This is a genomic window from Rhizobium sp. 2MFCol3.1, from assembly GCF_000377565.1.
GTDB lineage: Bacteria > Pseudomonadota > Alphaproteobacteria > Rhizobiales > Rhizobiaceae > Rhizobium.
Window position 1 is genome coordinate 68,681 of the sequence record NZ_KB898374.1, and the last position, 21,056, is coordinate 89,736.

Below are 21,056 nucleotides of genomic sequence, written 5' to 3' on the forward strand. Positions count from 1 at the left end.
TGACCGGATGGGCGTGCCGAACTAGCGCAACCGACGGCGCGGGCGGCATTTTCCTTGACGTGTGCAGCCGAATATGGCCTTAAAGCCAGCCAAACGGACAATTGGCCGGGCAAGCGGGCGAAATGCCCTTTTCCGGCCGGTTTCCTGATCCAGTTATCTGCATTCTTCAGGCCGAGCGTTGCTTTCCCTCAGAAAGCCGTCCGGCATTTATTTGACGGGCACATAAAATGACAGCTTCCGGCGTCCGCGTCCGCATTGCTCCCTCGCCAACCGGCGAGCCGCATGTCGGCACCGCATACATCGCACTCTTCAACTATCTCTTCGCCAAGAAGCACGGCGGCGAGTTCATCCTGCGTATCGAAGACACCGATGCCACGCGCTCGACGCCCGAATTCGAAACCAAGGTGCTCGACGCGCTGAAGTGGTGCGGCCTGGAATGGTCGGAAGGCCCCGATATCGGCGGCCCCTACGGCCCCTACCGCCAGTCCGACCGCAAGGAGATGTACCAGCCCTACGCCCAGGAACTGCTGGACAAGGGCCATGCCTTCCGCTGCTTCTGCACGCCCGAGCGCCTGACCGAAATGCGCGAGGCCCAGCGCGCCTCCGGCAAGCCGCCGAAGTATGACGGTCTCTGCCTGAAGTACTCCGCCGAGGAAGTCTCCGCCAAGCTGGCATCCGGCGAAAGCTCCGTCATCCGCATGAAGATCCCGACCGAGGGCTCCTGCGACTTCACCGACGGCGTCTACGGCGACGTCTCGATCCCGTGGGATTCGGTCGACATGCAGGTCCTGATCAAGGGCGACGGCATGCCGACCTATCACATGGCAAACGTCATCGACGACCATCTGATGAAGATCACCCACGTCGCCCGCGGCGAGGAGTGGCTGGCGTCGGTGCCGAAGCACATACTGCTCTATCGCTATTTCGAGTGGGAACAGCCTGTCTTCATGCATCTCTCGCTGATGCGCAATGCCGACAAGTCGAAGCTGTCGAAGCGCAAGAACCCGACCTCGATCTCTTACTACTCTGCGCTCGGCTATATCCCGGAAGCGCTGATGAACTTCCTCGGCCTATTCTTCGTGCAGATCGCCGAAGGCGAGGAACTGCTCGACATCGAGGAACTGGCCGGCAAGTTCGACCCGGAAAACCTCTCCAAGGCCGGCGCCATCTTCGACATCCAGAAGCTCGACTGGCTGAACGGCCGGTGGATTCGCGAGAAGATGTCGGAAGAAGAGTTCCAGAGCCGCGTTCTCACCTGGGCGATGGAAAACGACCGCCTGAAGGCCGGCATGGCGCTGTCGCAGTCGCGCATCTCCAAGCTCGGCGAACTGCCGGAGCTGATGGGCTTCCTCCTGAAGTCGGACCTCAACCTCGATCCGTCCGCCTTCGCCAAGATCAAGTCGCCACCGGAAGAGATCCTCGAGATCCTGAACACGGTGCAGCCGGATCTGGAAAAGATCCTCGAGTGGAACGTCGAATCCATCGAAGCCGAACTGCGCGCCATCGGCGACCGCATGGGCAAGAAGCTCAAGGTCATGGTCGCCCCGCTCTTCGTCGCCGTCTCCGGCTCGTCGCGCTCGCTGCCGCTGTTTGACAGTATGGCCATCCTCGGCCGCTCGGTCGTCCGCCAGCGCCTGAAACTGGCCGCCCAGGCCGTGGCCTCGCTGGTGGGACCGAAATAATTTGACAAGAAAGCGCCGGCGTTGACGTCGGCATTCTGAAGTACCCCCCTCTGCCCTGCCGGGCATCTCCCCCACAAGTGGGGAGATCGACCAGCGGTACGGCCTACGCCAAACAATGAGCGTAGGCGATCGGGTGAGCCCAGCCAATCTCCCCCCTTGTGGGGGAGATGTCCGGCAGGACAGAGGGGGGTAACCGCAACGAACACAGCCCGAAAAAGGCAAATGACATGACCGAAAAGACCGAAACCGCCACCCTCTCCTCCGACGCGACTGAGGTTCGCGCCCAGAAGCTGAAGCTGCTGCGCGAAAAGATCGGTGACGTCTATCCGGCGCATTTCCACCGCACCATCACCAATGCCGAGCTGGCCGAGAAGTATAAGGATCTGGAATCCGACATCGAGACGACGGACGTCGTCACCGTCGCCGGCCGTGTCTACTCCTCGCGCAACTCCGGCATGTTCATGGATATCCATGACGCCGGCGGCAAGATCCAGATCTTCAGCCACAAGGACGTGACGCCCGAGGCCGCCCGCGAAATGCTCGCCATGATCGATATCGGCGACATTATCGGCGTGACCGGCACCGTGCGCCGCACCAAGCGCGGCGAACTGTCGATCAACGCGCAAGAGATCACCATGCTCACCAAGTCGCTTCTCCCCATGCCGGAGAAGTGGAACGGCATTGCCGATATTGAGATCCGCTACCGCAAGCGCCACCTCGACATCATGAGCAACGACGAATCCAAGCTCCGCTTCCAGCAGCGCTCGAAGATCCTCTCCGGCATCCGCCGTTTCATGGAAGACGACGGCTTCATGGAAGTCGAGACGCCGATGCTGCACTCGGTCTATGGCGGCGCGACGGCCGATCCGTTCAAGACGCACCACAACACGCTGAAGCAGGACATGTACCTGCGCATCGCGCCCGAACTGTTCCTGAAGCGCACGCTGGTCTCGGGCCTCACCGACAAGGTCTTCGAGATCAACCGCAACTTCCGCAACGAAGGCGTCTCCACCCGGCATAATCCCGAGTTCACCATGATGGAGTGCTACTGGGCCTACGCCGATTACGAGGACATCATGGACCTCGTCGAGCGCCTGTTCGAAAAGCTGGCGCTGCAGGTTCACGGCACGACGGAGTTCCCCTTCGGCGACAAGCAGATCTCGTTCAAGGGTCCGTTCAAGCGCGTCCCCATGCCTGACGCCGTCAAGGAAGCCACCGGCATCGACTTCCTCGCCATGAAGACCGACGAGGAAGCCCGCGCCGCCGCCAAGGCCGGCGGCTTCGAAGTTGAGAAGGATTGGACCTGGGGCGAGTGCCTTGCCTTCATCTTCGAGGAGAAGGTCGAGGGCACGCTGATCCAGCCGAGCCACGTCACCCACTTCCCGAAGGACATCTCGCCCTTCGCCAAGGAAGTGCCGGGCGAGCCGCGCCTCGTCGAGCGCTTCGAGACCTATTGCAACGCCTGGGAACTGGGTAACGCCTTCTCGGAACTCAACGATCCGGAAGAGCAGCGCCGCCGCATGGTCGAGCAGCTCGAGCAGGCCCATGCCCGCGGCGAGAAGGACAAGCAGCTGGACGACGAATTCCTCGACGCCATCGACCAGGGCATGCCGCCCGCCGGCGGCCTCGGCATCGGCGTCGACCGCCTGACCATGCTCTTGACCAACGCCCCCTCGATCCGCGACGTCATCCTCTTCCCGGCCCGCAAGGCCAAGGCTGACTGAGATCGGTTACGGACACAAGAAAAGGCGGCAACCCGAAAGGGTTGGCCGCCTTTTTTTTTGTGTTTCCGCTAACGAGATACCGACGCGTTATTGGCCGTTGTCAGACGGGGAAACCCCGCCGACCAACCAATCAATCAATGCCCGCCTGAAGGCGCCGCCGCCGGGGCTGCCTCACCTTCGGCCGGTGCAGCGCCGTGTCCTCCCTCGGCCGGCTTCGCGCCTTCGCCCTTGGCGGCTGGCTTGCCCTCGCCGCCCTCGGTCGCGGCAACCGCAATCGGGTCGATACAGTCGGACACGTCCTTGAAGGATGCGTTGAGCGTGGTGATCTCGTCCTCGGGCAGGTCGATGCGCTCGCCGAAGAACAGGCCGTTGGCCGCCGCCGTGCCGTCGTAGTAGCGGGCGGTATAGGTCTTGTTGCCCTCGATGCTTTCGACGATCGGATCGGGGTGCGGGATATAGACGACGTCGGCGCCGATCGCCCGGCCGCGGATATCGGAGCGCAGCGTCGGGCCGTTGGCGTCGAGAACCACGACCTGCACCAGATCGGGCTTCTGCGCGTCGTAGACGGCCTTGGCTACTCTCAGCGCCGTCTTGACGCGGGTCATGCCGTCGGTCGGTTCGGTCTTGATGTATTTGCGGATCCAGACCCGCTTCTGCTTCTTGATGGTGACGAGATTGACGTCGGTGCACGCGGCGCCGTTCACGGTCTCCGCGGGAGGACCGAGCAGGGTGTCCTTGCCGATATACAGCGCTGCGCCGCCGGAAATGCCCCCGAGAAGGGCAATTCCGCCGATGATCAGCACCAATTTCCGGGAAGGCCGGAAGATGCGCAGTAAGGCCTTCACGCCAACTGCTCCGCCATCAAGTCACTCCAACGCAATAAACTGGTCTGGACGCTAGAGAAATGACGTTTCGGAATACTTAAATGCGGGCAAGAAGTTTGTGCCACAAAGAGACTTATCCCAAAAAAGGTCCAGCATGGTGCACGCTTGCAATGGCCTCGGGCGCCATGCTCTAAGATGCCATGGCCTTCACGCTTCGCCAGATTCAATACTTCATCGCAGTGGCCGAGCAGGGCTCGATCACGCGGGCCGCGCAGAACCTGTCGATCTCGCAATCCTCGGTTACGGAAGCACTGAAGGAGCTGGAGACCGACCTCGGAGTCGAGCTCTTCGACCGCCATCCGCGCGGGCTGACGATCACCCATAACGGCCACCAGTTCCTGCGCCATGCCACCAAGATCCTGGCCAGCGTCTCCGATGCCCGCGCCAGCTTTTCCGGCACCAGCAATCAGCCCTCGGGCACGCTCAACATCGGCGTGACATCGCTGGTCGCCGGCTACGTGCTCTCCGACCTACTCGCCCGCTACCGCCGCGCCTGCCCCGGCGTCGAGGTCTCGGCGATCGAGGACAATGGCGGCTATCTCGAACATCTGCTTGTCGGCGGTGAGCTCGATGTCGCGGTCATGGTCATCTCCAACCTGCGCGACCGCATGGCGCTGCAGGCCGAGATCCTTGAAACCTCGCCCTATCGCCTCTGGCTCCCCATGGGCCACCCGCTGGTCTCGGCCGACATCATCTCGATCGCCGATATCGCCCGCGAACCGCTGATCATGCTGACCGTCGACGAAATCGAGGAAAACACCGGCAAGCTGCTCTCCGCCCTCGGCGCCCGCCCCCACGTCGCCTTCCGCACCCGCTCCGTCGAGGCCGTGCGCAGCCTGGTCGCGACAGGCGCGGGTGTCGCGCTGCTCCCCGATCTCGTCTACCGCCCCTGGTCGCTGGAAGGCGACCGCATCGAAAGCCGCGACGTCTCCGGTTCCCTTCCGGTCGTGCAGGTCGGCATGGTCTGGCGCAAGGGCTCCAGCCTGCCGCAGGCGGCAAGGGATTTCGTCGGCATCGCGGAGGCTATGCGTAGCGGGCGACCACGCTAAGCGTGAGCCTGAGCAGTAGTTATCGGAAATTCCGATATCGCCATTCTGATAAATGAATTTGCGAAAGCGGCTTTTTCGCGTCACCTTTTCCGGCGGGAACAAAACGCCACGAAGTGGCACCAAAACCGGGAGACATCAGATGAAATATCTTCTGAAATCGTGCACGGCTGCGCTTGCGACCCTGAGCTTCGTGACGCAGGTGGTGGCGGCCGAGCCGCTGAAGGAATTGGGCAAGGGCGAAGGCGCCGTCAGCATCGTGGCCTGGGCCGGCTATATCGAGCGCGGCGAAAGCGACAAGAATTACGACTGGGTCACCGGCTTCGAGAAGGAGACCGGTTGCAAGGTTTCGGTCAAGACCGCCGCCACCTCCGATGAAATGGTGTCGCTGATGAACGAAGGCGGCTTCGACCTCGTCACCGCCTCGGGCGACGCGTCGCTGCGCCTCGTGGCCGGCAAGCGCGTCCAGCCGATCAACACCGATCTCATCCCGAGCTTCAAGAACGTCGACAAGCGGCTGCAGGACGCGCCCTGGTACACAGTTGGCGGCGTCCACTACGGCGTTCCCTATCTTTGGGGACCGAACGTCCTGATGTACAACACCGACGCCTTCAAGGGCGAGGCGCCGAAGAGCTGGAAGGTCGTGTTCGAGGAAGAGACGCTTCCCGACGGCAAGTCCAACAAGGGCCGCGTCCAGGCCTATGACGGCCCGATCTACATCGCCGACGCCGCCCTCTACCTCATGGCCCACAAGCCGGAGCTCAACATCAAGAACCCCTACGAGCTCAACGAGGACCAGTACAAGGCCGCCCTCGATCTCTTGCGCGGCCAGCGCAAGCTCGTCTCCCGCTACTGGCACGATGCGATGATCCAGATCGACGACTTCAAGAACGAAGGCGTCGTCGCCTCCGGCTCCTGGCCCTTCCAGGTTAACCTGATGCAGGCGGACAAGCAGAAGATCGCCTCCACCTTCCCCGAAGAGGGCGTCACCGGCTGGGCTGACACGACCATGCTGCACGCCGACAGTGAGCACCCGAACTGCGCCTACATGTGGATGGAGCATTCGCTGTCCGCCAAGGTCCAGGGCGACGCCGCCGCCTGGTTCGGCGCCGTCCCCTCGGTTCCGGCTGCCTGCAAGGGCAACGAGCTGATGACCGACACCGGTTGCGCCACCAATGGCTATGATCACTTCGACAAGATCAAGTTCTGGCGCACGCCGACCGCCAAGTGCGAACAGGGCGAATGCGTGCCCTATCACCGCTGGGTGTCGGATTATATTGGCGTGATTGGCGGGCGGTAGGCTTTAGCTCTAGCGTTAGCCTCGGCCTCTGAGCCCGGGTTACCCCCCTCTGCCCTGCCGGGCATCTCCCCCACAGGTGGGGAGATTGGCTGGGCGCAGGCGCTCGCTCCACGCTCATTGTTTGGCAGGGAGCAACCCACGAGTCGATCTCCCCCCTTGTGGGGGAGATGTCCGGCAGGACAGAGGGGGGTGCCACACGGCATACCCTTCCCGACCAAAACACCCTGAATCCCGAGGAGCCCCCAAAATGACCCCCGCCGTCCGTTTCCAGAAGGTCTCCCGCCATTTCGGCGCCGTTCGCGCCGTCGATGGCGTCGATCTCGAGATCGCGCCGGGCGAGTTCTTCGCCATGCTGGGGCCGTCGGGTTCGGGCAAGACCACCTGCCTGCGCCTGATCGCCGGCTTCGAGCAGCCGACGGCGGGGCATATCGAGATTTTCGGCGAGACCGCCGAGGGGGTGCCGCCCTATAGGCGCAACGTCAACACCGTCTTCCAGGATTACGCGCTCTTCCCGCACCTCAACATCCTCGACAACGTCGCCTACGGGCTGATGGTCAAGGGCGTCGGCAAGGCGGAGCGCGCCAAGGCCGCCGAACAGGCGCTGGAACTAGTGAAACTCCCCGGCTACGGCACCCGCAAGCCCGGGCAACTCTCCGGCGGCCAGAGGCAGCGCGTGGCGCTCGCCCGCGCGCTGGTCAACAAGCCCCGCGTGCTGCTGCTCGACGAACCGCTTGGCGCGCTGGACCTGAAGCTGCGCGAGCAGATGCAGGAGGAGCTGAAGGGCCTGCAGCGGGCACTCGGGATCACCTTCGTCTTCGTCACCCACGACCAGGGCGAAGCACTCTCCATGGCCGACCGCGTCGCCGTCTTCAACGATGGCGGCATCGTGCAGGAGGGCACGCCGCAGGATATCTATAACCGCCCGAAAACCCGCTTCGTCGCCGATTTCGTCGGCTCCTCCAATGTCATCGCCCCCGACCTGATGACCGCGCTCGGCGGCGAGAAGCGCTGGGCAAGCCTGCGCCCCGAAGCGATCCGTATCACCGGCGACGGTGTCGAATCCCGCGTCGAGAACGCCAGCTTCCTCGGCGCCGCGACGAGGCTGACCGTCGCGGCCCGAGGCACACGCCTGCATGTCATGCTGCCGGCTGGCGCCACTGTCCCCGAAGTCGGCGCCGATGTTCGCCTGTCGTGGCAGCCCGTCGACGTGCACTACATGGACGACGCCGCATGACCGCGATCGCGCTCACCCACGAGGAGGCGGCGACCTCGATCCTGCCCGGACGCGGCGGTTTCTTCGGCCGGCTCTCCGACATGTTCTGGCGCCGCCCGAAGCTGCTGCTCTTCCTGATGCTGACGCCGCCGCTGCTCTGGCTCGGCATCATCTATATCGGCTCGCTCCTGGCGCTTCTGCTGCAGAGCTTCTTTTCGATCAACGATTTCTCCGGCCTGGTGAATTACGAGTTCACGTTGGCAACCTATGCCCAGCTGCTGTCGCCGACCAATTTCGACATCATCGTCAGGACGGTGCTGATGGCAGCGCTGGTGACGCTGGCATCGGCCATCGTCGCCTTCCCGATCGCCTATTATGCGGCCCGCTACGCCAAGGGGAAATGGAAGGCGCTCTTTTATCTCGGCGTCATGCTGCCGCTCTGGTCGAGCTATCTGGTCAAGATCTACGCCTGGAAGCTGATCCTCGCCAAGGAGGGCATCCTCACCTGGTTCTTCGCCAAGCTGCATCTCGCCTGGCTGCTCGATGGCGTGCTGGCTCTGCCCGTCATCGGCGGAAACTCGCTATCGGTGAGCTATATCGGCACCTTCCTCGTCTTCGTCTATGTCTGGCTGCCCTACATGATCCTGCCGACACAGGCAGCCCTCGAGCGTGTGCAGGGCAACCTGATCGAGGCCTCCTCGGATCTCGGCGCCACGCCGGGCCAGACCTTCCGCACAGTGCTCTTTCCGCTGGCTCTGCCCGGCATCGTCGCCGGCTCGATCTTCACCTTCTCGCTAACGCTGGGCGATTACATCATCCCGCAGATCATCGGCTCCTCGCGCCTCTTCATCGGCCAGGCAGTCTATGCGCAGCAGGGAACGGCCGGCAACGTGCCGCTCGCCGCCGCCTTCTCCGTCGTCCCCATCGTGATCATGGCCGTCTACCTGTGGCTGGCCAAGAAACAGGGAGCCTTCGATGCGCTCTGACCGTGGCCAACGCGCGCCGATCGCGCTCAAGATCGCCGCCGGCGGCGGGTTGCTCTTCCTGCACCTGCCGATCCTTTTGATCTTCGTCTACGCCTTCACGACGGAGGAAAAGAGCTACCAGTGGCCGCCGCCTGGGCTGACGCTGCAGTGGTTCGGGATTGCCTGGAACCGGCCGGATGTCTGGGCCGCCCTCGGGCTTTCCGTGCAGGTCGCCTGCATCGCCACCGCGATCGCACTGGTGCTCGGCACGCTCTGCGCCGCCGCCGTCAGCCAGACGAAGTTCTTCGGCCGCGAGGCGATCTCGCTGCTCGTCATCCTGCCGATCGCGCTGCCTGGTATCATCACCGGCATCGCGCTGCGCTCGGCCTTCAGCCTGTTCGATATTCCCTTCTCGGTGTGGACGATCGTGCTCGGCCACGCCACCTTCTGCGTCGTGGTGGTCTACAATAACGCCGTCGCCCGCTTCCGCCGCACCCAGGGATCGCTGATCGAGGCCTCGATGGATCTCGGCGCCGATGGCTTCCAGACCTTCCGCCACATCATCCTGCCGAACATCGGCACGGCGCTTCTGGCCGGCGGCATGCTTGCCTTCGCGCTCTCCTTCGACGAGGTCATCGTCACCACCTTTACCGGCGGCCAGCAATCGACGCTGCCGATCTGGATGCTGGAAGAGCTGATCCGTCCGCGCCAGCGCCCCGTCACCAACGTGGTCGCCATGGTCGTCGTGCTCGTCACCTTCCTGCCGATCCTGGCAGCCTACTACCTCACGCGCGACGGCGATCAGGTCGCCGGAGCTGGAAAATAACCGGAGCGCGGGATACCCCCATCCCGCCCCATCGATAACAAGGGAGAACATCATGGACACCGCGATGCTGATTGGATCCCGCTTCGAAGCGGGCACCGAGATCGAAGAAAACATCCTGAACCCGAAGACCGGCGAAACGGTGCTGAGCCTTGCCGAGGCATCGCTCGGCCAGATCGACGCCGCCGTCGATGCCGCCGAGAAGGCCTTCTCGGCATGGTCGCAGACGACTCCAGGCGAGCGCGCTGGCTATCTGCTGAAAATCGCCGACGCAATCGAGAAGGACGCCCAAGGCTTCGCAACGCTGGAAGCGCTGAACTGCGGCAAGCCGATCAACGCGGTGCTGAACGACGAGATCCCCGCCATCGTCGATTGCTACCGCTTCTTCGCAGGCGCGGTGCGCAACCTGCACGGCCCGGTCGCCGGTGAATATCTGCCTGGCCACACCTCGATGATCCGCCGCGACGCCGTCGGCATCGTCGGATCGATCGCGCCGTGGAACTACCCGCTGATGATGATGGCCTGGAAGCTGGCGCCGGCCATCGCCGGCGGCAACACCGTGGTCTTCAAACCTTCCGAACAGACGCCGCTGACGGCGCTGAAGATGGCGAAGCTCCTCTCCGACATCCTGCCCGAAGGCGTGGTCAACGTCATCCTCGGCCGCGGCGAAAGCGTCGGCAACGCGCTGATCAACCACCCGAAGATCTCGATGCTGTCGATCACCGGCGACGTCGCGACCGGCAAGAAGGTGCTGCAGGCAGCCGCCAAAACAGTCAAGCGCACCCATCTGGAACTCGGCGGCAAGGCCCCTGTGATCGTCTTCGACGACGCCGATATCGACGCGGTCGTATCGGGCATCCGCACCTTCGGCTATTACAATGCCGGCCAGGACTGCACCGCTGCCTGCCGCATCTATGCCGACGCCAAGGTCTACGACAAGTTCGTGGCCGATCTCTCCTCGGCGGTCTCCTCGATCAAGTTCAACCTTGCCGACGACGCCGAAAACGAGATCGGCCCGCTGATCTCCAAGCGCCAGCGCGACCGCGTCGAGAGCTTCGTGGCGCGTGCCGGCGAGCACAAGCACATGGAGATCACGACAGGCGGTAAGACATCGGGCGACAAGGGTTTCTTCTACACGCCGACGGTGATTGCTGGCGCCACGCAGGAAGACGAGATCGTCCGCCGCGAGGTTTTCGGCCCGGTCGTTTCCGTCACCCGCTTCACCGATGTCGAGGATGCCGTCACCTGGGCCAACGACAGCGACTATGGCCTGGCTTCGTCGGTCTGGACCAAGGACATCAGCCGCGGCATGAAGACCGCCGCCCGCCTGCAATATGGCTGCACCTGGATCAACACCCACTTCATGCTCACCAACGAGATGCCGCATGGCGGCCTGAAGCAATCGGGCTACGGCAAGGACATGTCCGTCTACGCACTGGAAGACTACACCGCCGTCCGCCACGTGATGATCAACCACGGATAAGCGCGACACGGTTTCAAAGAGCAACGCCGGCGCGAGCAATTGCGCCGGCGTCATTTTGTCCTAAGCGGATAAATCGAACCGCTATCTCATTGGATATGGAACCTTTTTCGCTCTGGCGCGTCTTCTATCCGATTAACTAGAAGGAACGCCTCCATGCTGAAATGGGCTCTTATCTTTTTCGTGATTTCGCTGATCGCGGGCTTCTTCGGCTTTTCCGGGATTTCCGCGGCGACGGCGACGATCGCGCGCGTTCTCTTCGGTATCGCGCTGATCATCTTCGTGATCTTCCTGGTGCTCGCACTCCTGGCCGGGCAGGCAATATTCTAGGAAGCCGATCCTATAGCCCGGTCTTGACCGAAAACAGCGATACGGGATCGGCGACGCCCTTGAGCGACATCGGTTCCAGCGCCTCGAAATCCATCTCCGAAATCTCGTCAGTGGCGGCATCATGCGTGCCGCCGCAGACAAGCACCTGCGAAGGTGCGGCGACCGAAGCGATCCGCGCCGCCAGATTGACCGTGTGACCGAAAATGTCGCCATCGCGCGGCACCACTTGACCGGTCGCAACGCCCACTCTCACCTCCGGCAACTGATGCGCCGCACTCTCGGCGACGAGCGACAGTGACGCCTTCAATGCGGCCTCCGCATCCGGAAATAGCATCATCACCCCATCGCCCAGCGGCTTGACGATCCGCCCGCCGGCGAGATTGGCGAGACGCTGCGCCAGCGCCTCGAAGCTCGCCGCCTTCTCGGCCGCCCTGACATCGCCGATATCGCGCGTCAGCGCTGTGAAGCCGGTCAGATCGGCGAAAGCCACGGCCGGCAGCGCCTGATCACTTTCGGCCTCGGCACCCAGCCCGCGCAAGGCATCCTGCAGCCGCCCGACCACATTGTCGAACACAGCCTCTTCTAGCATCCGCCGTTGCAGCAGGAAGAGCATGCGGATGCCGATGCGCTGTAGCGAAAGCCGCGTGGCCGCACCCGCCGCGAGCACCTCGCGATGGCTGAGGCCTGCCGCCAGCATCGGCTCTTCGACCTCGGCGCGGAAGAGATCGCGCATCGTATCCACGCAGCGCCGCATCGACTGGCCGAACACCCTCAGCACCCGCTGCATGCCCTCGTCGGAAGCGCCGAGCCTGGTGCATTCGGTGATCAGCCGGATGAACTCCTCGTCATCCTCCCGCAGCGCCCGCTTCGGCGACATCGGCGAAAGCCCGGCGCTGGAATGCAGTGCGTTGACGCGGCCAAGATCGAGCGACGCTTCGGCAAGCGCGTCCGCAAGCGACTTGTCCGACATGGTGACCGGCTCGAACATCAATTGGCTGGCGAAATCGAGCGAGACGATCTGTTGCCTGAGACCGGTGGCGAGCATCTCGAGCGCGATGCCGGCGGCGTTCAGCGCCAGCACCAGCCGCAGCCGGCTGACATCGCTCGCCGCATAGCCCTCCGGCCCGGCCTCGATGATCTGAAGCCGCGCCACGGCATCCAGCTGCTCCGCATCGCAACCGGCAAGCGCCGCCAATCTCTCGCGCGACAACGACCCCATGAAGCCCCCAAAACAACCCCAGGTGAAGAAAACCTCTCTTACACCAGATTGCCAAGCGGCTCTATCGCGCGCGCCTACCTCTAAAGGAGGCTTGCGCCGACATTGATGGCAAGCGCCAGGATGGTCGTGTTGAAGAGAAACGACAGCACGGAATGCAGCAGCGTCAGCTTGCGCATGACAGTCGAGCTCGTCGCCACATCCGCGGTTTGCGAGGCAACGCCGATCGTGAAGGAGTAGTAGAGGAAATCCCAGTAGACGGGCTCGTCCAACCCTTCGGGGAACTTCAGCCCGTCTCCCTTGACGCCGTCGCCATCATCGTCCCCGCCATAGAAGCGGTGCGCGTAATGCACGGTAAACAGCGTGTGCAGGAAGACCCAAGAGATCAGGATGGTGACGATTGCGGCGAGCGCCCGGCCAAGCGCGACGCTGGGCGCCGCCTCCTTGACCTGATGCAGCTCGAGCCCGATGCCGGCGATGCTGGCAAGGGCCGCCGAGATTGACAGGAACATCAGAAGCGAGTCCGAGAAATCGAGATCGGCCGAGCGCTTGCGGATCGTCGCCACGCTCGCCTTCAGCATCCGCCGCCATGTGGCGACGATGAACATCACCGCAGCCACATTCCAGCCGGCCAACAAGTTGCGCGCCGTCACCTCACGCGTCGTCAGAAGCAGGAAGACCGCGAGGCCGACGAGCACGGCGATCACGAAGATCGCATGCTTGCGCAGCAACCGAAGGGGACGACCACTGCCGCCTGACGTAACCTCTGCCATCAAATGCTCCGCCGCTGCGAGATCACCAACGATATCAGCTTGATACCGGCAAGAGCAATATGGCCTCAGCCGGTCCAGCCGCCATCGACCACATGAATCTGGCCCGTCGTGAACCCGGCCTCGTCGCCGGCGAGATAGGTCACGAGTGCCGCGATCTCCTCGGCGGTGGCGATCCGGCCCATCGGCTGGCGGGCAATGAAGTCGCTGAGCGCCTTGTCGTAATCGCCGGTGGCGCGCAGCCGCTCGTGCAGCGAGGGGCTGTCGACCGTCCCCGGGCAGATGGCGTTGGCGCGGATGCCCTTAGCGACGAAATCGGATGCGATCGACTTGGTAAGCCCGATCACGGCCGCTTTCGATGCGCTATAGGCAAAGCGGTTCGGCACGCCCTTCACGCTCGATGCCACCGACGCCATGTTGACGATCGAGCCCTTGCCCTTGTCGAGCATGCCGGGAAGGAAGGTGCGGCAGGTCGTATACATTGCCTTGGCGTTGAGGTTGAAGGAGAAGTCCCAGTCCTTCTCCTCGCAATCGAGGATCGAGCCGGCATGCACGAAACCGGCGCAATTGAAGAGCACGTCGATCGGCCCGATCTCCTCTGCGAAGGCGCGAACCGCGTTCCCGTCGAGCACGTCGAGAACCGTGGTCGTCGCGCCCGCGAGCGTCGAAAGCGATGCCTGGTTGATGTCGGTGGCGTAAACATGGGCGCCAAGCGAAATGAACCGCTCCGCGCTGGCGCGACCGATCCCCTGACCGGCCGCCGTGACGACGACCTTCTTGCCTTCCAGACCGTGGCTCATAATTCCTCCCCTTATGCGTGGCGCTTGCGGCGCATTCATTCATATGCAAACATTATATTCATTATGTCGTCAATCACATTGTCCGACGCCGAACGCTGACATGGGTAGGAGGCCCGCGTCAGCAACGAAAAATCCGGCGAAAGACGAGAGGACGACAGGACAGCCTGCATGAAGGGGGAGGAACCGCATGCTCTTCGACACACATCTGCACGTCATCGACCGCAATCGCCTGCACTATCCCTGGCTCCCCGACGTGCGGGATCTCGACCGCGACAGCCTCTATGAGCACTATTCGCGCGACGCGCTCCGCTGCGGCATCAGCAATGTGCTGCACATGGAGGTCGATGTATCAGGTGATGCGATCGAACAGGAAACGACCTTCATCAAGGAGATCGCCGAAAGGCCTAAAAGCCTCGTGCGCGGCGCCATCGCCGCCTGCCGGCCGGAGGAAGAGGGCTTTGCCGCCTATCTCGAACGCTGCCTCGCCGACCCCTTCATCAAGGGTTTTCGCCGTGTGCTGCATGTGGCTCCCGACGACACCTCCGAGCGCCCGCTGTTTCGCGAGAACGTAGCCCGGCTCTCCAATACCCGGCTAACCTTCGATCTCTGCGTCTTCCCGCATCAGTTCGAACGCATTCTCGATCTCGTCGACCTCAACCCCGATGTCCGCTTCATCCTCGACCACTGCGCCAATCCGCCGATCAAATCGGGCATGAGCACCGTCTGGCATCGCGGCATCACCGAATTCTCCCGCCGTCCCAACGTCACCGCCAAAATCTCCGGCGTCATCGCCTATGGCGATCTCGAACGCTGGTCGGTCGAGAGCCTGCGCCCCTATGTCGAGCACACGATCGAAAGCTTCGGCTGGGACCGCGTCGTCTGGGGAAGCGACTGGCCGGTCTGCACGCTCGGCGGCGGGTTGACGCCCTGGGTGGCGGCCACGCACGCGCTGACATCAGGCTGCAGCGCGGAAGAGCGCGACAAGCTGTATCAGGGGAATGCCAAGCGGATCTGGGCGATCGACTGAACGCGGTTGGATATCCCCCACAACGCAAAAAGGGCGGCGCCACCGGCACCGCCCTTTCCTCATTCAAGTACCCGCAAAACCTTAGGCGGCTGCGAGCTGCAGTTCCTTGGTGACCATGGCGCGCAGCGTGCCGAGGTCCTTGGCGAAGGCGCGGATGCCTTCGGCGAGCTTTTCGGTCGCCATGGCGTCTTCGTTCATCATCCAGCGGAAGGTCTTTTCGTCGACGGCGATCTTGGAGATCGGCTTGGCACCGTCAGGCGACAGCTTGCGCTCGAGCTTGCCCTGGTCGTTGGAGAGTTCGTCGAGCAGGTTCGGCGCGATCGTCAAGCGGTCGCAACCGGCCAATGCTTCGATCTCGCCAGCCGAGCGGAACGAGGCGCCCATGACGATCGTCTTGATGTCGTTGGCCTTGTAGTAGTTGTAGATCTCGCGAACGGAGAGTACGCCCGGATCTTCCTCAGGCGTGAAGTCCTTGCCGGTCGACTTCTTGTACCAGTCGAGGATACGGCCGACGAAGGGCGAGATGAGGAATGCCTTGGCGTCGGCGCAGGCGATTGCCTGTGCCTGCGAGAACAGGAGCGTCAGGTTGCAGTCGATGCCTTCCTTCTGCAGGATTTCGGCGGCGCGAATGCCTTCCCAGGTGGAAGCGAGCTTGATCAGGATGCGATCCTTCTCGATGCCGCGTTCCTTGTAGCCGGCGATGATGCCGTGTGCCTTTTCAACCGACGCCTTGGTGTCGAAGGAAAGGTCGGCATCGACTTCGGTCGAGACGCGGCCGGGAACGAGCTTGGAGAGCGCTGCACCGACGGAAACGGCGAGACGGTCGGCAACGGCGGAAGCAACGGCTTCGGAATTGCCGCCCTGCTTCTTGCCCCAGGAAACGGCTTCCTTGATCGCATCGGCGAACATCGGCGTGCCGAGTGCCTTCAAAACGATGCTCGGGTTGGTCGTGCAATCGACCGGCTTCAGGCGGGCAACGGCTTCGATGTCACCGGTGTCGGCGACGACGGTGGTGATCTCGCGGAGTTGGTCAAGCTTGGATGTCATGGTCGCGTGTCCTTTTGACTTGAGCTGCGAGCCGGAGCACTTGAGGTCCGGCGAATGAGGTGATCTACGGATTGCCCGTACTGTCTTTGAAGTCGCTGTCTGTGAAATCGTGCCCGCGCGTCTGGCTTACATCATAAACGTCGGCGAGTATCCCATCGTTCCCGTCTCGGGCTGCCGCAACGAGGACGTCCAAGGGCAATCCAGCCCCAGCGCAAGACCGCTGCGATTTGCCATATGCCCGCACAGTGCCTCCTACAATGGACGGAACGACCAGTTACAAAGACTATCGCTATTCCAGGGCCATAATGTCAAGGACATTTGTGCATTTCAATTGACATAAGTGTCACACCGGTCATTATCGCGGCAACAAACCATGCCCTGTCTCGAGCAGGATCTAGGGCGCCTTTGCTTTTGGAGGAGATGTGGTCAAGCTAAAACGCGGCACGCACACCGCCTATTCGGAAGCCTCCTCGCTCAGACTGCGCGCTGCCTGGCTCTATTATAACCAGGGATTGACGCAAAAAGATGTCGCCGAGCAGCTCGGCATCAGCCGCACGACCGTCATCCGGCTGCTCGACGAGGCGATGAAGCGCAGCGAGGTGCAGATCTGGATCAACGATTCGATCGGCGATTGCGTCGAGCTGTCGGTGAAGCTGGAGCGCGCCTATGGCCTGGACGAGGCGATTGTGGTGCCCGCACCCGTTACCTCCGATCCGAATGCGCTGGCCAAAAGCGTCGGCCTGGCGCTCGGCCAGTTTCTCTCCGAAGCCATCCCCGACAATTACACGATCGGCGTCGGCTGGGGCCGCACCATGACGGCCTCGCTGTCGAGCTTCCGTCCGCCGCGCCGCGACAATTGCAAGGTCGTCTCGCTGCTCGGCGGCATCGTCGCCGTCCACCAGACCAACCCGATCGATTACACCTGGCGGCTCGCAAGCCAGCTCGGCGCCGAATGCTACATGTTCCTCGCGCCGCTTCTGGTCGATTCCACCGAGACCAAGCGCAATCTCATCGAAAAATGCGGCCTCGACACCATCTACCGGCTCGCCGAAACGCTTGATCTCGCCATCGTCAGCTGCGGCGATATCGGCCCGCATTCGACCTCGCTGTCGGAGGGCTGGATCTCCAAGGGCGAATTGCAGGAGCTGATCGATGCCGGCTGCGTCTGCGACACCATGTTCAATTTCCTCGACAAGGACGGCAACACGGTCGATCATTCGATCAACAGCCGGGTCATGTCCGTCGATCTCGATACGCTGAAGAAGGCCAAGCACATCGTGCTCTCCTCCGGCGGCGCCCACCGCGCGGTTGCCATCAGCGCCACCATCAAGCGGATCGGCTGCAACACGCTGATCACAGACGAAAGCGCCGCCCGCGCCCTGATCGAGCTCGCCGACGCCGGCTGACACACCGGTCGCATCGGCGACATATGTCGCATCATCCAGACGCCGGTCATTTGCGTAAACGGTGCATGACCAAAGCCGCAGACAATGCTTCCACCGACCACGCGGAAAGCCCAACCGGCAGATTTATCCTGGCCGGCCTCTACATGATCGCCGGCTGCGCGCACCTGCTCTTTCCAGCCGCGTTCCTGTCGATCACTCCGGATTGGGTTCCCTTCCCGGCCACGGTGATCGCACTCACCGGCCTGTGCGAAATTGCCGGCGCGATCGGCCTGACGACTGAACGGTTGCGCCGCTCGGCCGGCATCTGTCTGGCGCTTTATGCCGTCTGCGTGTTCCCGGCCAACATCAAGCACGCCATCGACGATCTCGGCTCGACCACGACCGCCTTGGGCTGGTGGTATCATCTGCCGCGCCTCGCCCTGCAGCCGGTCATCGTCTGGTGGGCGCTGCTTGCCGGCAAGGTGACGCGCTGGCCATTGCCGGCATCGCACTGACCTCGGCCCGGCCGGGCGGAACTGAAACGCTCGACATGGCGTGATTGGCCGGCGCATGATCGTTCTGCGTCAAACCGCCACGTCGTACGCGCCGGGCCATTTGATAATAGCCAAGGGAAGAACTGGCCGTGGGGCACAGTCAGGAGGCAAGATTTGTCGAAGCGTAGCTTTTCGTTTCCCGTAGCCGATGTCCGGGCCCGCGCGCTCGGCGAAATCCATTCGCGCCCCTATACGCTGATCCCCGTCTCCCGCGTCATCTTCCAGGTCGCCTTCCTAACCGAGGCCAACTTCGCCGCCGACCAGGCGATCCTGAAGGCGCTGTCGCTCGCCCAGGGTGTTCCGGCACCCGCCGCCGACACCAGCCATCACACGATGAGCTGGGGCAGCGGTACGCTGCGCTGGGAGCGCCACACGGAATTTTCGACCTATTTCTGGGACACGCCAGCACCGGCGGAATTCGGCGCAGAGATCCCGGTCAATCCCTTCGGCGCCAGCTTCGCGGCACCCGGTCCCTTCATCTCGGGCGTTCGCATCGAAATCCGCCCCGACAGCGAGGATGTCGCCGACGTCATCGCCAATTTCGATCCGACCAGCCTCTGTCAGAGCATGGTGGCCGACAGCCAGGCGACCGTCATTACCGATTTCCGCCAGGACGGCGACGGGCTGACCAAGTTCCTGGTGCTCGACCATGGCATGACGGATGGCGCCCGCGGCATGCTCGCCCAGCGCCTGCTCGACATCGAGACCTATAGGACGCTCGCCATGATGGGCCTGCCGTTGGCGCAAACGTTGTCGCCCGAGATCCGCCAGATCGAAACGAGCTTCACCGCCATCACGCAGGGCATGAAGCAGCATGCGCGCGCGGAAGCCGACGCGACGCTCTCGGAGATCACCCGCCTCGCCGCCGAGCTCGAGGCCAACGCTGCCCTCAGCCTCTACCGCTTTGGCGCCAGCCGCGCCTATTACAACATCGTGCTCGAGCGCGTCGCCATGCTGGCCGAAAAGGCGCTCCCCGGCAACGAGACGCTGGGCGCCTTCCTGCAGCGTCGCCTCGCGCCCGCCATGCGCACATGCCAGTCGGTCGAGGAGCGGCAGGCGGACCTGTCGCGCAAGCTCGCCCGCGCAACGGCCCTTCTACGCAGTTGGATCGACGTTGAGCTGGAAAAGTTCAACACCGAGATTCTGGCCTCGATGGACAAGCGCGCCCATCTGCAGCTGCGCCTGCAGCAGACGGTCGAAGGCCTGTCGGTCGCCGCCATCTCCTATTACGTCATCGGCCTCGTCGGCTACCTCGCCAAGCTCGTGCATGGCGTCGGCGTCGAGATCCCGCCGGAGACGCTGACTGGTGCCGCCGTGCCCTTCGTGGTTCTCGGCGTCTGGCTCACCGTGCGCCGCATTCGCAGCAAGCATAGCGACGACCACGTCAAAGAGGCCAACCGCCCCGACACGCTGAGCTGATCCCAAAGCCCGACAGCACGCTCACCTGCCGATCTCTTTGCGCGCACATCTCCGCGCCCGGCCGAAGCGTCATATATCCTTCATGACACGCTGCTTATTTGGCGCCATGAGTGGCCTTGCCGTGCGTGCTTTCATGATATCGTCATGCGGCGCAAAACTAGGCAGCTCCGCAAGCGTCCGAAGCGACAAATCTGAACAGGGATCGAGATGACCACCATGAGAGGCACGCCTTCAACCGACTGGCTCGAGGCCGAACTGGCCGATACGCTGGATGAAGACTATGAGCTCGAGCTCTCCGAGCCGGCGCTGTCCGAGGAAATCCGCAAGATCTACCGCAAGGCGCACCCGCCATCGATGCCGCGCATCGAGTATTTCCGTTCGCTGATCGCGCTGCAGTCCGAGCTGATCCGCCTGCAGGATTGGGTCACCTATCACAAGGAAAAGGTGGTCGTGATCTTCGAAGGTCGCGATTCGGCCGGCAAGGGCGGCGTCATCAAGCGCATCACCCAGCGCCTCAACCCGCGCGTCGCCCGAGTCGTGGCGCTTCCAGCACCATCGGACCGCGAGAAGTCGCAGTGGTACTTCCAGCGCTACGTGCCGCATCTTCCTGCTGGCGGCGAGATCGTGCTCTTCGACCGCTCCTGGTATAACCGCTCCGGCGTCGAACGCGTCATGGGCTTTGCCGACGAGGATCAGGTCGAGCAGTTCTTCAACGACGTGCCCGAATTCGAGCGCATGCTGGTCCGCTCCGGCATCCGTCTGGTCAAATACTGGTTCTCGATCACCGACGAGGAACAGCAGCTGCGCTTCCTCGTGCGCATCCACGATCCGCTGAAGCAGTGGAAGCTGTCGCCGATGGACCTGCAGTCGCGCATCCGCTGGGAAGCCTACACCAAGGCCAAGGAAGAAACCTTCGCCCGCACCAACATCCCGGAAGCCCCGTGGCACATCGTCGAAGGCAACGACAAGAAACGCGCCCGCCTGAACTGCATCGACCACCTCTTGTCGCAGTTCCCCTATGAGGACGTACCGCACGAGGAGATCGCCTTGCCCGAGCGCGTGTTCAACCCGGATTACGAACGCAAGGTCCTGCCGCCGGAGTTGTACGTTCCGTCGAAGTATTGATTGGAAGCGTCGGCGGGGGTGTTTTTGATTATGTAGAGACGTCGGCGGGTGAGGCCCCCTCATCCGCCTGCCGGCACCTTCTTGGATGATCAAAATATGAGATAGTTGTTTCTGCCGGGCGGGTGGCCACCCGCCCGGCAGCTGGTTGTCGGATCGTCACCTTCTCAGCCATTCGGGGCTGTGGGGAGCAGGATCGCAACCGGCTCTTCATCAGGCCCGTGTGGTTGCAGGAACCTTGGGGTTCGTATCCAAGACAGGGACGACGA

19 protein-coding genes are annotated in these 21,056 nt (G+C 62.9%); 14 read left to right on the top strand and 5 right to left on the bottom strand.

All coding sequences use genetic code 11. The annotated features are described in order from the left end of the window. Positions 1–227: 227 nt before the first annotated feature. Both gltX and lysS read left to right on the top strand, forming a co-directional pair. Complete coding sequence (gltX, locus tag D460_RS0128340; RefSeq protein WP_018901995.1) at positions 228–1,682, top strand: glutamate--tRNA ligase; 1,455 nt, start codon at positions 228–230, stop codon at positions 1,680–1,682. 227 nt (positions 1,683–1,909) lie between these two features. Beyond that, positions 1,910–3,406, top strand: coding sequence for a lysine--tRNA ligase (lysS, locus tag D460_RS0128345; RefSeq protein WP_018901996.1), 1,497 nt, complete (start codon positions 1,910–1,912; stop codon positions 3,404–3,406). A 134-nt stretch (positions 3,407–3,540) separates the two neighbouring features. Here lysS and D460_RS0128350 read toward each other — a convergent pair whose 3' ends face one another. After that, positions 3,541–4,251, bottom strand: coding sequence for a hypothetical protein (locus tag D460_RS0128350; protein ID WP_026283634.1), 711 nt, complete (start codon positions 4,249–4,251; stop codon positions 3,541–3,543). A 179-nt stretch (positions 4,252–4,430) separates the two neighbouring features. Here D460_RS0128350 and D460_RS0128355 point away from each other — a divergent pair, with 179 nt between their 5' ends. The 7 genes from D460_RS0128355 to D460_RS35545 all read left to right on the top strand — a co-directional run bounded on the left by D460_RS0128355 (position 4,431) and on the right by D460_RS35545 (position 11,447). Then, on the top strand, positions 4,431–5,339 hold the full coding sequence (locus tag D460_RS0128355) for a LysR family transcriptional regulator (protein ID WP_018901998.1): 909 nt from the start codon (positions 4,431–4,433) through the stop codon (positions 5,337–5,339). A gap of 139 nt (positions 5,340–5,478) precedes the next feature. Next, entirely contained in the window at positions 5,479–6,636 is a 1,158-nt protein-coding gene (locus D460_RS0128360; protein WP_018901999.1) for an ABC transporter substrate-binding protein, read from the top strand. 247 nt (positions 6,637–6,883) lie between these two features. Continuing rightward, positions 6,884–7,870, top strand: a complete 987-nt coding sequence (locus D460_RS0128365) for an ABC transporter ATP-binding protein (RefSeq protein WP_018902000.1) — start codon at positions 6,884–6,886, stop codon at positions 7,868–7,870. Then, a complete protein-coding gene (locus D460_RS0128370) occupies positions 7,867–8,835 on the top strand; it encodes an ABC transporter permease (RefSeq protein ID WP_018902001.1) in 969 nt (322 codons plus the stop codon). Before D460_RS0128365 ends, D460_RS0128370 begins: the two co-directional genes overlap by 4 nt. After that, entirely contained in the window at positions 8,825–9,640 is an 816-nt protein-coding gene (locus D460_RS0128375) for an ABC transporter permease (protein WP_018902002.1), read from the top strand. Before D460_RS0128370 ends, D460_RS0128375 begins: the two co-directional genes overlap by 11 nt. Before the next feature lie 52 nt (positions 9,641–9,692). Further along, positions 9,693–11,120: a gamma-aminobutyraldehyde dehydrogenase gene (locus tag D460_RS0128380; RefSeq protein WP_018902003.1), complete on the top strand. Its 1,428-nt coding sequence runs from the start codon at positions 9,693–9,695 to the stop codon at positions 11,118–11,120. Positions 11,121–11,273: 153 nt separating this feature from the next. Then, positions 11,274–11,447 carry a DUF1328 domain-containing protein gene (locus D460_RS35545; RefSeq protein ID WP_018902004.1) on the top strand — a complete coding sequence of 58 codons (174 nt, stop codon included), beginning with the start codon at positions 11,274–11,276 and terminating at the stop codon, positions 11,445–11,447. Between the two features lie 10 nt (positions 11,448–11,457). Here the strand turns inward: D460_RS35545 and D460_RS0128390 are convergent, their stop codons facing one another. The 3 genes from D460_RS0128390 to D460_RS0128400 form a co-directional block, all read right to left on the bottom strand. Further along, positions 11,458–12,666, bottom strand: a complete 1,209-nt coding sequence (locus D460_RS0128390; RefSeq protein WP_037112278.1) for an adenylate/guanylate cyclase domain-containing protein — start codon at positions 12,664–12,666, stop codon at positions 11,458–11,460. 80 nt (positions 12,667–12,746) lie between these two features. Beyond that, positions 12,747–13,436, bottom strand: coding sequence for a DUF1345 domain-containing protein (locus D460_RS0128395; protein ID WP_026283635.1), 690 nt, complete (start codon positions 13,434–13,436; stop codon positions 12,747–12,749). 65 nt (positions 13,437–13,501) lie between these two features. Continuing rightward, a complete protein-coding gene (locus tag D460_RS0128400; protein WP_018902007.1) occupies positions 13,502–14,233 on the bottom strand; it encodes an SDR family oxidoreductase in 732 nt (243 codons plus the stop codon). Between the two features lie 187 nt (positions 14,234–14,420). Between D460_RS0128400 and D460_RS0128405 the strand changes: the two genes are divergently transcribed. Continuing rightward, a complete protein-coding gene (locus tag D460_RS0128405) occupies positions 14,421–15,260 on the top strand; it encodes an amidohydrolase (protein ID WP_018902008.1) in 840 nt (279 codons plus the stop codon). An 81-nt stretch (positions 15,261–15,341) separates the two neighbouring features. On the opposite strand, the gene tal is transcribed toward D460_RS0128405, so the two are convergent. Further along, on the bottom strand, positions 15,342–16,307 hold the full coding sequence (tal, locus tag D460_RS0128410) for a transaldolase (protein ID WP_018902009.1): 966 nt from the start codon (positions 16,305–16,307) through the stop codon (positions 15,342–15,344). A gap of 422 nt (positions 16,308–16,729) precedes the next feature. Between tal and D460_RS0128420 the strand changes: the two genes are divergently transcribed. The 4 genes from D460_RS0128420 to ppk2 all read left to right on the top strand — a co-directional run bounded on the left by D460_RS0128420 (position 16,730) and on the right by ppk2 (position 20,790). Then, positions 16,730–17,713, top strand: a complete 984-nt coding sequence (locus D460_RS0128420) for a sugar-binding transcriptional regulator (RefSeq protein WP_018902010.1) — start codon at positions 16,730–16,732, stop codon at positions 17,711–17,713. Between the two features lie 65 nt (positions 17,714–17,778). Next, positions 17,779–18,207 (top strand): DoxX family protein, encoded by a 429-nt coding sequence (locus tag D460_RS0128425; protein WP_018902011.1) that lies wholly within the window; start codon positions 17,779–17,781, stop codon positions 18,205–18,207. 153 nt (positions 18,208–18,360) lie between these two features. Continuing rightward, positions 18,361–19,665, top strand: coding sequence for a DUF3422 family protein (locus D460_RS0128430; protein ID WP_018902012.1), 1,305 nt, complete (start codon positions 18,361–18,363; stop codon positions 19,663–19,665). A 207-nt stretch (positions 19,666–19,872) separates the two neighbouring features. Beyond that, on the top strand, positions 19,873–20,790 hold the full coding sequence (gene ppk2 / locus D460_RS0128435) for a polyphosphate kinase 2 (protein ID WP_018902013.1): 918 nt from the start codon (positions 19,873–19,875) through the stop codon (positions 20,788–20,790). Positions 20,791–21,056: the final 266 nt, after the last annotated feature.